This window comes from Pseudoalteromonas ardens (assembly GCF_030125445.1).
In the GTDB taxonomy this organism is placed as follows: Bacteria; Pseudomonadota; Gammaproteobacteria; order Enterobacterales; family Alteromonadaceae; genus Pseudoalteromonas; species Pseudoalteromonas ardens.
Genome location: NZ_JASJUV010000002.1, coordinates 244525 through 257150 on the forward strand (window position 1 = coordinate 244525; position 12626 = coordinate 257150).

Below are 12626 nucleotides of genomic sequence, written 5' to 3' on the forward strand. Positions count from 1 at the left end.
TGAAGCCAAAATAATTGCAAAAACATGTATTAACCCTGCATTTTATCTGTGTTTAAGCTGCGATTTTAAGTCTAAAATAAGCTTAATCTTAGTAATATCCGATGAGGAAAATCATGATTGAACAAGGGCAAGCCTTACCAAAGACGACATTAAGTGAATTGACTGCAGATGGCATGGTCACGCATCACAGCGACGTGCTGTTTGCAGATAAAAAAGTTGTCTTGTTTGCATTACCTGGCGCATTTACACCAACCTGCTCTGCAGCTCACTTGCCTGGTTACGTCGCTCTGGCCGACAAAATCAAAGCCAAAGGTGTCGATATCATAGCGTGTGTATCTGTAAATGATGCGTTTGTAATGAAAGCCTGGGGAGAAGCGCATAATGCAAGCGAAATTATGATGCTCGGTGACGGCGATGCCAGCTTTACTAAAGCATTGGGGCTGGAAATGGATACTGAAGGGTTTGGTGGGATCCGCTCACAGCGCTATGCCATGATAATCGACAATGGTGTAGTGACAGAGCTTCTGGTTGAAGCACCAAAAACCTTTGAAGTTAGTAAAGCAGAAGTGATCCTTGAAAAATTGTAATTTACAATAACATGTCCTGAGGGAGTGTCGGCACTCCCTCTGTATTTCACCGGTTATACTTTTTACTTTCCTACCGTATTAAAACACAATAAGCTAATACAAAAAGCCAGGCAGGTAACTTCATGTCACAACTCAGTGAATCATTGATGACTGTGCTTGACGACCTTATTAGAATTTCAAAAGAAGATAGGAATGGCAACTGGCTAGTCTGGTACGAGCCAGTCAAAACCCAGCTCAATCGATGCGAACTAAGCGCTCCTATCAAAATACTTCAGGCTTATGGAGGTATGTGCTCTTTTAATGAACATGTGCTCACTGAGCTATCGAGGTTTGATGCGCATTTCAGTCCGCTTCAATCACAAGTCTGGCAGCGTAATCATCAAAGTCCAGACTCTACAGGCTTACCTAATGCAGATTAACATTGAGCACGGTTGGGATATCATACACAGTCAAACCATTGCGCAAATTTACGACAATGCGTTTGGTGCTAAACTTGCCCGTGCAATCCCCGACAAAGCAAAACGGCTCGACTTGCTCGAACATTGTTTTATGCCAGAATATTCCTTTGTTGCTTTCAATAATGGCCAGCCAGTCGGAGTCGCAGGCTTTAGTGACCAAAATGGTGCGCTCACAGCGGGCATCGAATTTAACGGATTATTCCGTCATCTTGGCATTCTTGGGGGACTGCGTGCTTGCGCTATTCTTAGTTTATACGAGCGCAAGCCACAATCACGAGAGTTAGTGATGGACGGCATCGCGATTAACGAGTCACATCGCAGCAGAGGCATCGGCACTCAGTTACTGGACAGCATTATCAGTTATGCACAGGCACATCACTATTCATCAATCCGCCTGGATGTGATCAACAGTAACCCCAGAGCGAAAAAATTGTATGAAGCAAAAGGTTTTGTTGCAGTTAAAACAGACTACTTTCCATATCTGAACTGGTTACTCGGCTTTTCAGGGTCAACCACCATGCAGTTAACCCTGTAGCTAGTTACAGAAACGACCCGTCCTTTTAATAACTGCGAGCTCATCTTATTTCAAACAACCTCAGAGGCCAACAATCTTCCGTAATGCGGCAACATGCCCTCTGTAAGCGGCCTCTCCCTGTACAGTCAAAGAAAGCCAGGTGCGCTGACGAGCAAAGCTGGTCCTTTTGTTGACTCTGAGATAGCCAGCCTGCTCAAGGGCTTTTACGTGCTTAGATAAAACCGAATCGCTGACCTCCAGCTGTGTCTTTACTAAAGAAAACTCCATTTCCGCTATGTTTTCGAGTAATGCGCAGATCTGTAAACGGTTATGTGCATGGATCAGTGGATCAAAACAAGATTCAGTCATTGCCTTTATCCTGCGATATCCACTCCCCCGTGGGAAGCTTATGCAATACTGCAAAACTCAGCATGCCGATCACAATCCCGGCGACGTAAGCAAAATGCCAGTACCCCTGCTGAGTAAAATAGTGGCCCAGTAACACGATAAGTGCACTCGTAAAAGCCAGTGCAATATTATGGACTCCGGCTTGAGACTTAGAAATCATGCTTTTTGCTTTTATGCCGAGGCCTTTAAGATAAAAAGACCAACTCATTACCAGTACAATTAATGTACCTACAGACACGAAAGTTACGAAAGTCCACATACTACTCTGACTTGCCTGGGCACTCGCCGCAGTTGCAAGTGCAGCTAACACACTTATTAACCCGTTGAGCCAAACAGGTGGCCTGAATTTCAACAGGGCAAACCTTTTGCCTTCGGCAGACATCGCCAACAGAGCTTCAGCTGATTCTACCCCTACCTTATTTTCTTTATTCATAGTCACTCCTTTACTTTCCAACATGGAAACTAAATGCTAGCAGCGACTTTCCACGTTGGCAAGTGAATAAATATTACACTGCTTTATTCAAATTCACAGTGCGGTACGTAGGAAGGTAAAGATCAATAGTTGGATAGGATTTTATTACCTGAATGAAGAATTATTGACCGCCGATGAGGGATAACAGCTGCTCACCCGCCATAATGGCATTACTCTCCCCGGCAAATACATTATCCGTTTTGCGCTCTATAAACACCTCATTCAGCCAGCTACTGATGTCCTTGTTAAACATCAGCAAAAATTCAATGGGAAAAGACGGGTCCGTTGCGTGACTGTCCAAACGCTCTGCGACCTCATCAATCATCAAAGCACCATCATTAAACTCAATGCAAAAGTACAGTGTGTTTGCCAGCTCTTTATATAATCGCGCCACATTTTTAAACCTTGCTTCAGAGTATCCATTGAGTTCTATAAGACCCGTTTCTGATTCCAGCTCATTGAGTGCCCCAACAATAGACTCCACATCATCTTCCTCAATGGGGCTGTCCGCCCAGAAATCATCTGCGCTCATAGCCTGTTTATTCAGGCGCTGATCAGTGCTCACATCCGATTGTTCATCCAGATCAAAAAACAACTCATCAAAACTGTTCTCATCAGGTTCCTGATAAGGAAAAGCTTCCTGAAATAGCTCGACATTGTCCTTCAAGTGCAGTCTGCCGTTTAACAACTTAGCACTTCTTTTTAGCGCCCTTAGCACAGAATCCGAAGCATCGCCAAAGCGATTGCCCTGACGCGCTGAATCCTGATAAAACTGTTTAAAAACATCGGTTGATTCGCGTATTTGCCTGACCAGGCGGCGCATGTTTGTCAGGTCTTTTTGCAACGAAATATAATGAGTGACCTCTCCTGCCTCATTGGTTATTGCCGAGATATTCCATTCCACCGGATACATTGAGCCGTCTTTTCGGTAGTTGACCGAAGACCCATAGAAATAGCCGTTTTCCTCCAGTGCCGGGCTCAATCTGGCCAGGACTCTGCGATTACTTTTTGGCCCTTGTAAAATGGCCGTTGACTGGCCTATCAGTTCTGCCAGCTCATAGCCTGTATGACGGCAAAACACCCGGTTTGCATAAACAATCCGATATCCGTGGTTACGATCCGCATCCGTGACAACTATGGCATGCTGTGAGCGCATCAATATTTGCTTGAGTAGTTCAATTGGAGAAGAATTCTCAAGCAACTGACCAAAAAACAAGGTTTCTTCCATCGAGGGATCATTGGTATTCATTGGCAACTCAACTCATATTCGACCATAACAACGCTCTGCCCGACTCATGACAGCAAGCGGTATACGCGTCATATTGTGTGAGTTTAACTATAGTGCAATTTACCGAATACCATGATTTTTTTGATCTGCGTCAAAGTAATTTTTCTGGGGTAACACGCCTGTCAAGTCGCAAAGCCACCCCAGTTGTCATCAGTCACTGCGTTTTGCAAAACTGAATACCTGCTCGGCCTCGAGCTTACCGCTTTGATCATGGGGTGTGGTATAAAAAGACACATTCAGCTTATCCTGGTCATTATCCAGTTCAATGTGTGCAAACCCCCAAATAAAGCTTTTAGACCACACCAGGTCATATTCCGGATAGCGCTTTTCCTGTTGCTGCGCAAACGGTGTATGGGTGCCACGCATTTTTGCAGCGGCCCCGCTGATTATCAGGGGTAGTTTAGGTTTAGAATTACCGGGCATAACGCGACTACAATCATCCGTTAATAGCTCTAGATCATGTTCGTGACCGGCGATGTACGCATCTGCATATTGGCATAACTCGGGTAAAATCAGCCGTCTCAACACATGGCCTTCATCATATTTAGTGCCACCTATCGACCATAATATATGATGCCCGTACACCAGTTTCCACTTTGCTTTGGAGTTTTTAAGGCCATTGGCCAGCCAAGCTAATTGCCGGTGATCTTCTCCATTAACCGGCTCTTCATGACGCTCAATATCTTCTACTTCTGCCTGTCCGGCAGCCAGAGCACTTGCCAACCCCTGTTCGCTGCCATCCGGGCGTAACGGGATCTCGTAGTAGTGTTGGCCCGAAAGCAGCATATTGGTATCGAGTACAAACAGTTCGACATCATTACCCGGCTCACCTATGGTGTAGCTGTAGTAACCTTGCTCAGACATAGTAAAGTTTGGTTGACTTGCCATCCATTCAGTTTGTAGCTTGACCCCTTTACGTGACGTTTTCCAGTCGTGGTTGCCCAGAGCAGAATACACAACTAACTCTGGTTGCTGCGTAAATAACGGCTGCAATGGTTTTAGGATCAGATCGTTCATGCGTTGTTGATCATCTTTCCCATCATTTGCGCCGGCGCCATCAGGGTAAATATTGTCGCCCAGTTGAATGGCAAAATCACACCGTTTTAGCTGACACAATGTTGCCATGGCCTTACCCGTTGCCAGCGCCCCCGTCTGCTCGGTGGCAATGTCTGTGTCAGGGTAAACATAAACGGGGGCATGATTGAACTCACTCATCGGGCGATGATCTTCGAGCCAATCCGCTTTTTCAGCCGCGATAAATTGCGCCTTATTTTTAGGCTTCTGAATATGTTTTACTTTCGGATAATCAGGGTGATAACCCCCATCACCAAACGCCAGGAAAGAAATGTTGGCCGACATCACAGGGCTCGATATTAATAAAGAAGCGCTGATGCAGGAAAATGCAATGCGTTTTAAAGTCATAATTTTAAATGTGCCGGGTCAGCCCGGCACGCTCCAACAAGGATTAGAATGAAGTGTAGGTAAAGCCTAATTCGAATGAACGACCATATTGCTCATACTGAAAGTTGTATCTTTGCTCACCGTGATAAATGTAGAGTGGTTCATCCGTCAGATTGACGGCGTTAAAGTACATCTGCATTTGCTCATTGAAGTAGTATTTAACGCTCAAATCTAACTGCATGTGGTCATCCTGATACACACGTGCATCATTCTCGGTGCTCAGGTAGGCCTTACTTTTGTAGTTACCACTCAGACGCGCACTTATGGTGTCATCTTCGTATCCAACCATCAGGTTTGCCACGGTATCCGACTGACGAGTCAGTTTGTCATCTGCGTCAATTAAGGTGGTATTAGCTGAAAACATCAGGCCATTTTTGAAGTTTTTGCTGTAAGCCAGTTCAATACCTGTTAAGTCTGCCTCGCCACCATTTACGAATTGCATGACCTTTTTATAGCCCGCCCACTGTACCTGATCCTGCACTTCCTGCTCAGTGATAAAGTTATCGATTTGCTTGTGGAATAAACCAGCAGACATAACGCCTATACTGCCTGTGTAGTATTCAATGGACAAATCCAGGTTCTGAGACTCATACGGGTCCAAGTTTGGATTGCCAACTTCACCTTCTCGCTCTGTCACCACCTGACCATCGTCTTCGTCTGTTTCACTTTCGAGTAGCTGATAGGCTGCAGCCTCTTCAAATCCCGGACGCGCAATGGTTTGGGTATAAGCAAAGCGTGAAATCAGATCATCGTCCAGCTCGTAGCGCAGAGTCAGATTTGGTAGCAAATGGTCGTAGGATTTCTCAACTTCCCAGGGGGTGATATTGACTTGCTCGGTGTCCGCTAATTTATCTTTTTCCAGTGAAACCTGATAACCCCGCGTGGTGTAGTCAGTATCCTCGTAACGTACACCCGTGATCAGGTTTAGTTTACCAAAATCAATGTTGACCATGGCATACAACGCACTGACGGTTTCATCTGAGCGATAGCTGCGGCCCTTTGACTCGATATCGGTTTCCTGATCGTTTCGCTCAAATGCAGCCTGATTTTGCGCAAAGTAGGCCTGCAATCCGGATTCGGATAAACCCGGACCAAAGTCGCCCAGGTCATACTCTGGTGCACCCGTTTTAAACTGCTCTGCCGTCACATCATCAAATCCGCCGTCGTATACCACAGCGTTGACTGAGTTCAGCTTTTCACGGTCGCGATACTTAGCGCCAAACTTAAGCTCTGCATTATGTCCAGCGATAACCAGATCTTTAGTCAGATCTAATTTAAAGCTGGTTGCTTCATCTTCGCTCAGATTATTTTCGTGAACAATTTCGTCGAGTTCAAAACGGCTTAATTGATGTGCGGCCTCACTCCGAGACAAAATCGGGGTGTCTCCCAGACTGGCATAGCCCAGAGTCAAATCTTCCCCGGCAAACGCTATATCCAGTCGATCAGGCTCTTGCTCATCTGATTTTGAGTAAACCAGACTGTATTCTACAAACCAGTCTTTGATCAGATGCTCACCACCCGCGACCACAGACAAAATGCTTTGTTCCTCGTAGCGATCTTTGCTGTCCCGGTCCATTTCAGCACCGCTAAAGTACGCCATCGTATCGCCTGATTGCCCGCTTAAATAATTGCCTTTATCGAACTTGTATTCATTGCGCAGACGGAACTCGTCGTCTGAGAATTCGCTGTACATGGTTCTCAGATAGTACTTATTGAACAATCCCTGATGCAAATCCAAATTCAGGGCAGCCCCCAGGCGCTCTCGGGTGATGGTATAGTGACGCTGTTCAATTTCCTCTGCACCAAAAAAAGCCACTTCCTCGCCGGAATTGGCATCTTCCATTTCCAGCTCCATCCAGCCGCCATCGGTTTCCATATTATGTGAGCCAAATTTGCGTTCAAACCAGGATACCGCCGTCGCTACGCCCAGCTGAGTCTGGCTGCTAATGTCATAAATATCGCTGTAGCTAACGGACAGTTTGGGGCTGCTTTTTTCAACCTGTTCATTGTAAGCGCCCTGAACATTAAAACTGTAGCTTTCCCCTTCACGGTCAAATGCACTCAGGCTTTTCACTTCGATACTGCCACCAATCGCATTGGCATCCATATCTGGGGTGACTGTTTTGCTCACCTCGAGGCTCTGAATAATTTCACTTGGCAGCACGTCCATTGCTACACTGCGCACACCCCCTTCAGGAGAAGGTACAGCTGCGCCATTGATAGTCACATTGTTGAGATTAGGATCAATTCCCCGGATCCCAACAAAACGGCCTTCACCCTGATCTCGGTCGATGAACAAACCCGGCAGACGTTGCAATGCCTCGGCCGCGTTCTGATCTGGTAACTGTCCGATGCTGTCTGCACTGACGATGGACTTGATACCATCCGCATTTTTTTGCCGGTTCAATGCGCCTGCTTGCCCGGCGCGTTGCCCTTTAACGATTATGTTATCCATTTCCCCCTGGTAGGCGCTAAGCTGAACCCGGGTTTTGGTCACTTCATTGTCTTTGATCACCACTTGTTTAGTGACAGATTGCGCACCAATATAGCGCACTTCAAGCGTGTAGGTTCCGGCTGGCAGATTGATGAACCTGAACTCACCATTGCGCTCGGAGCTGACTTCACGTCCCAGCTCCTTAATAATAACTTTGGCCCCTTCAAAGCGGGCTTTGTTTTGCTGATCCGTCAGTTCACCTTGCAACGTATTAGCAAGTGCTGGTGCACTCATCACGCCAAGTGCTAAAGCAACGCCCGCACAGGCCTTGGAAATCACGGAAGGTAGATTATTTTTCATATTTTTTCTCGCACAGGAAGAGTCGTTTATAAAATCCGCGAAGACCTTAACCGGGCTCAATGACCGAATTATTGCAATCCCTGTGGGTACAGCCTCTATTCGACTGCAATGAGGGCCGTTTAAAGCCATTTTGAGCTAAAATGTCCCCTCTTCAGGCTTAAACCTGCTGCCATTTATGAAAAAAGCTGAATTCTTCTGCGCGCCTAAACACTTCCATGAGCTATTTTAACCCAGTAAGAACATTGTTCGGTGATTCACTATGCTGCAACCATGGTTCGCTAACTACATGATCACTGTTACTTTTGATTAGAGTAACTGACTGATGGTAAGCAGTGCGCAGCACCTTATAATTGCGATTTCATAAATAGCATGGGTTCAGAAAATAAAGTGAGAGCAATCTGCGGACTGAGTTCTTTTGCGGCTATTGAGTGGAGTGAAAAGGCAATCAGGTTTAGTGAGCAGTAAATGAGAAAAAAGCCGCGGCACTATCGTACTCACGGCTTTAACAACCAGAATTTATTTTTACAAAGCTTGTTCGAGCTGAGGTAATACATCGAACAGATCGGCGACCAGGCCGTAATCAGCCACCTGGAAGATAGGTGCTTCTGCATCTTTATTGATGGCAACGATGACTTTCGAATCTTTCATGCCTGCCAGGTGCTGAATTGCACCGCTGATACCAACAGCAATATACAAGTCTGGTGCAACAATTTTACCTGTCTGACCTACCTGCATATCATTGGGTACGAATCCAGCGTCAACCGCCGCACGAGATGCACCAATAGCAGCGCCTAATTTGTCGGCAATACCATCTAGCAATGAGAAGTTCTCACCATTTTGCATGCCGCGACCACCGGAGATAACCACAGGGGCCGCCGTCAGCTCAGGGCGCTCTGATTCTGTTTGTTCAACACCAACAAAACTACTTTGGGTATTTTCAACCGAGGTAGCCAGTGTCTCAACAGCAACAGGTGCTTGCTCACCAGCCGCATCAAATGCGCTGGCACGAACAGTAATGATTTTCTGCGCTTCCAGTGACTTAACTGTCGCAATAGCATTACCTGCGTAGATCGGGCGCATAAAGGTGTCGGCATCAACAACGCCAACAATCTCAGAAAGTTGTGACTTGTCCAGTAACGCAGCAACGCGCGGCATGATGTTTTTACCTGTGGTTGAAGCCGCAGCCAGAATATGACTATAACCTTCAGCCAGCGTAATCACTAGATCAGCGGTACTTTCTGCCAGTTGATGATCCAGCACACTGTCGTCAGCCAGCTTTACCGCCGTTACACCGGCAATTTGTGCAGCAGCCTCTGCAACAGGACCCACATTATTACCCGCAACCAGAACATGAATTTCAGCGCCAAGCTGGCTAGCTGCATGAACGACTTTTGCCGTTTCAGGCTTTAATACACCATTTTCGTGTTCAGCAATGACTAGTACGCTCATGAGATCACCTTAGCTTCAGTTTTTAATTTATTGACCAGTTCTTCTACGCTTTCAACAATGATGCCCGCTTCACGTTTAGCAGGCTCTTCCACCCGCACAAGTTCAATACGTGGCGCAAGGTCAACGCCCAGCGTGTCTGCTGCGATAACATCCAGCGGTTTACGTTTAGCTTTCATGATATTTGGCAATGAGGCATAACGAGGCTCATTCAAACGCAGATCTGTGGTTACAACCGCAGGTAAGTTCAAGGCCACTGTTTGCAGACCACCATCTACTTCTCGGGTCACAATGGCTTTACCATCTGCAATCTCAACATTAGATGCAAAGGTTCCCTGAGGACGCTTCGTTAATGCTGCTAACATCTGACCAGTTTGATTGTTGTCAGAATCGATAGACTGCTTACCCAAAATAACCAATTCAGGGCTTTCCTGCTCTACCAGCTTTGCCAGAAGTTTAGCTATATGAAGGGATTCAAGTTTTGCATCCGTTTCAATATGAATTGCTTTGTCAGCACCTAAAGCCAGCGCGGTGCGTAGCTGTTCCTGACACGCTTTGTCACCGATTGAAACAGCGATCACTTCGTTGGCTTTACCGGCTTCTTTTAAGCGAATGGCTTCTTCTACCGCGATCTCACAGAACGGGTTCATTGCCATTTTTACATTGGTCAGATCAACATCGCTGTTGTCGGCCTTGACTCTTGCCTTGACATTGTAGTCAATCACGCGTTTGATTGGCACAAGTACTTTCATGGTTACTCCATCATCTGGTTATTCTATGGGCTGACGTACACGTCAACAAAACAATTTAATGAAACCAGACTACTTCCTGTTGACGTAAACGTCAACCTAAAATAACCTTAGCTTAACCTTAACAAAACTAAAGCCTCGTTTTAGTTAAACTACCGTCAATCTATGTGAGGTAAAAATGGTCGAACGCGAAACCATGGAATTTGATGTCGTGATTGTTGGCGCGGGCCCTGCGGGCCTGTCGTGTGCGATCCGACTTGCGCAACAGGCACAGGAAAAACAACAAGAACTGATGATCTGTGTCGTTGAAAAAGGCTCTGAGGTCGGAGCACATATATTGTCTGGTGCTGTCTTTGAAACTAAAGCGCTGGACGAATTAATCCCGGATTGGGCCGAAAAAAATGCCCCTGTCACCACAAAAGTGACGGAGGACGAAATCTACCTGTTTAAAGATCAGGACAAAGCCACCAGCATTCCGCACTTTGCGGTCCCCAAAACGTTTAAAAACGACGGCAATTATATTGTCTCTATGGGCAATGTCTGCCGCTGGCTGGCTGAACAGGCTGAACAACTGGGCGTGGAGGTATTCCCTGGGTTCAGCGCTCACTCGCTGATAGTCGAAGATGATGAAGTGAAGGGCATCATCACCGGTGATATGGGTGTTGGCAAAGATGGCGAGCCAAAAGACAGTTACATGCCCGGTATGGAATTGAGAGCCAAATACACCGTCTTTGCAGAGGGTTGTCGTGGCCATCTGGGCAAACAACTGATCAGCCAGTTTGCACTGGATAAAGATGCCACACCTCAGCACTACGGTATTGGCTTTAAAGAGATCTGGCAAATTGACCCGGCAAAACATCAGGAAGGTAAAGTTGTCCATGGTACGGGCTGGCCACTCGATAACGAAACCCACGGTGGTTCGTTTATGTATCATGCAGAGAATAATCAAGTCGTGATCGGGTTGATCATAGATCTGAACTACAAAAACCCGTATCTGAGCCCGTTTGATGAGTTTCAGCGCATGAAACATCAGCAGGTCTTTAAAGACACGCTGGAAGGTGGTGAACGCGTTGCATACGGCGCCCGCGCCATTGCCAAGGGTGGCCTTCATGCTTTACCTAAAATGCACTTTCCGGGAGGTCTGCTAATAGGGTGTGATGCCGGTACGCTGAACTTCGCTAAAATCAAAGGCAACCATACGGCGATGAAATCGGGCATCATTGCCGCAGATACCATTGTCACGGCGCTGGAAGAAGACGCTCATCGTGCTGAGTTAAACGAATTTGCTGATAACTTCAAAAGCAGCTGGCTATATGACGAGCTTTATCAGTCACGTAACTTTGGCCCGGCCATGCACAAGTTTGGCCGTATCTTAGGCGGTGCTTACAACATGGTTGACCAAAACCTGTTTTCAGGTTCATTGCCATTTACACTCAAAGATACCACGCTGGACCACGCATCTCTTCGACTGGCAAAAGATTCTCAGGAAATTAACTACCCCAAGCCTGACGGCAAGCTGAGTTTTGACAAGCTTTCATCGGTGTTTTTATCCAACACCAACCACGAGGAAGAGCAGCCTTGTCATTTGCAGCTCAAAGATGTGACCATTCCGATCCAGGTTAACCTTGAGCAGTATGCAGAGCCCGCTCAACGCTACTGTCCAGCAGGCGTCTACGAAGTCAGCGAGACTGAAAACGGCGATAAGCAGTTTGTGATCAATGCACAAAACTGTGTCCACTGTAAGACCTGTGACATCAAAGATCCGAGTCAGAACATCACCTGGATGACTCCAGAGGGTGCCGGCGGCCCCAACTATCCAAATATGTAATCCAACCCGGCAGGTGCCACCTACCTGCCGTAAACACCCTTTATCCTAAATTGCCGGGGCAAAATGCCCCTTTTTTTCTATACTTAAGCAAACGTTGAGATAATGAGGTGCCCCATGGCGCAGCAATCGGAAGTCGTGTTTCGCTTTTTAGCAGAGCCAACAGACGTAAACTTTGGTGGCAAAGTACATGGCGGTGTGGTGATGAAGTGGATAGATCAAGCGGGCTATGCCTGTGCAGCAGGCTGGAGTGGCGCCTACTGTGTTACTGTATCCGTCGCAGGTGTACGTTTTCACCGCCCTATTTTGGTTGGCCAGATTGTAGAGGTTTCAGCGCGGATTGCACACACCGGCAAAACCAGCATGCAGATATTCATCCAGGTACGATGTGGCGATCCACAAAAACAACACATGGTAGAAACCAATCACTGCATAATCAGCTTTATCGCTATGGATCAGGCTGGGTACCCCATTCCGGTTGCCAAGTTTGAGGCAAAAACGAAAGAACAAAAAGCGCTGGAGCAATATGCCATTCAGATGAAGGAAATTGCGATTCAAACAGAGTCTTTATTACAAAACACGCTGGATCAGGGTGACTGATCCAGCGCTTACACAAGCCCTTTA

General features: G+C 46.6%; 13 protein-coding genes. 6 read left to right on the top strand and 7 right to left on the bottom strand.

The window, feature by feature from the left end:
• Nucleotides 1–113: 113 nt before the first annotated feature.
• The 3 genes from QNM19_RS06075 to QNM19_RS06085 all read left to right on the top strand — a co-directional run bounded on the left by QNM19_RS06075 (nucleotide 114) and on the right by QNM19_RS06085 (nucleotide 1580).
• On the top strand, nucleotides 114–587 hold the full coding sequence (locus QNM19_RS06075) for a peroxiredoxin (protein WP_049865313.1): 474 nt from the start codon (nucleotides 114–116) through the stop codon (nucleotides 585–587).
• A 122-nt stretch (nucleotides 588–709) separates the two neighbouring features.
• Complete coding sequence (locus QNM19_RS06080) at nucleotides 710–1006, top strand: DUF6966 domain-containing protein (protein WP_049865312.1); 297 nt, start codon at nucleotides 710–712, stop codon at nucleotides 1004–1006.
• Nucleotides 996–1580 (top strand): GNAT family N-acetyltransferase, encoded by a 585-nt coding sequence (locus QNM19_RS06085; RefSeq protein WP_049865311.1) that lies wholly within the window; start codon nucleotides 996–998, stop codon nucleotides 1578–1580. The genes QNM19_RS06080 and QNM19_RS06085 overlap by 11 nt, the downstream gene beginning before the upstream one ends.
• 60 nt (nucleotides 1581–1640) lie before the next feature.
• On the opposite strand, the gene QNM19_RS06090 is transcribed toward QNM19_RS06085, so the two are convergent.
• From QNM19_RS06090 to QNM19_RS06105, 4 genes are all read right to left on the bottom strand, one after another.
• Complete coding sequence (locus QNM19_RS06090) at nucleotides 1641–1928, bottom strand: transcriptional regulator (protein ID WP_284026477.1); 288 nt, start codon at nucleotides 1926–1928, stop codon at nucleotides 1641–1643.
• A complete protein-coding gene (locus QNM19_RS06095; protein WP_284026478.1) occupies nucleotides 1921–2400 on the bottom strand; it encodes a hypothetical protein in 480 nt (159 codons plus the stop codon). Before QNM19_RS06095 ends, QNM19_RS06090 begins: the two co-directional genes overlap by 8 nt.
• 160 nt (nucleotides 2401–2560) lie before the next feature.
• On the bottom strand, nucleotides 2561–3688 hold the full coding sequence (locus QNM19_RS06100) for a PAS domain-containing protein (protein WP_284026479.1): 1128 nt from the start codon (nucleotides 3686–3688) through the stop codon (nucleotides 2561–2563).
• 189 nt (nucleotides 3689–3877) lie between these two features.
• Nucleotides 3878–5086 (bottom strand): metallophosphoesterase, encoded by a 1209-nt coding sequence (locus QNM19_RS06105; RefSeq protein WP_156202506.1) that lies wholly within the window; start codon nucleotides 5084–5086, stop codon nucleotides 3878–3880.
• Here QNM19_RS06105 and QNM19_RS06110 point away from each other — a divergent pair.
• Nucleotides 5073–5201, top strand: a complete 129-nt coding sequence (locus QNM19_RS06110) for a hypothetical protein (protein ID WP_284026480.1) — start codon at nucleotides 5073–5075, stop codon at nucleotides 5199–5201. The two genes, QNM19_RS06105 and QNM19_RS06110, sit on opposite strands and share 14 nt — an antisense overlap.
• Here QNM19_RS06110 and QNM19_RS06115 read toward each other — a convergent pair.
• From QNM19_RS06115 to QNM19_RS06125, 3 genes are all read right to left on the bottom strand, one after another.
• Nucleotides 5193–7982, bottom strand: a complete 2790-nt coding sequence (locus QNM19_RS06115) for a TonB-dependent receptor (protein WP_284026481.1) — start codon at nucleotides 7980–7982, stop codon at nucleotides 5193–5195. The genes QNM19_RS06110 and QNM19_RS06115 overlap by 9 nt on opposite strands.
• Nucleotides 7983–8504: 522 nt before the next feature.
• Nucleotides 8505–9431, bottom strand: coding sequence for an electron transfer flavoprotein subunit alpha/FixB family protein (locus QNM19_RS06120; protein ID WP_284026482.1), 927 nt, complete (start codon nucleotides 9429–9431; stop codon nucleotides 8505–8507).
• Complete coding sequence (locus QNM19_RS06125; protein ID WP_049864465.1) at nucleotides 9428–10180, bottom strand: electron transfer flavoprotein subunit beta/FixA family protein; 753 nt, start codon at nucleotides 10178–10180, stop codon at nucleotides 9428–9430. The genes QNM19_RS06120 and QNM19_RS06125 overlap by 4 nt, the downstream gene beginning before the upstream one ends.
• 175 nt (nucleotides 10181–10355) lie before the next feature.
• On the opposite strand from QNM19_RS06125, the gene QNM19_RS06130 reads away from it, so the two are divergent.
• Together QNM19_RS06130 and QNM19_RS06135 are read left to right on the top strand one after the other, a co-directional pair.
• Nucleotides 10356–12005, top strand: coding sequence for an electron transfer flavoprotein-ubiquinone oxidoreductase (locus QNM19_RS06130; RefSeq protein WP_049864464.1), 1650 nt, complete (start codon nucleotides 10356–10358; stop codon nucleotides 12003–12005).
• A gap of 114 nt (nucleotides 12006–12119) precedes the next feature.
• Nucleotides 12120–12602 carry an acyl-CoA thioesterase gene (locus QNM19_RS06135; protein WP_010384630.1) on the top strand — a complete coding sequence of 161 codons (483 nt, stop codon included), beginning with the start codon at nucleotides 12120–12122 and terminating at the stop codon, nucleotides 12600–12602.
• The last annotated feature ends 24 nt before the right edge of the window (nucleotides 12603–12626 follow it).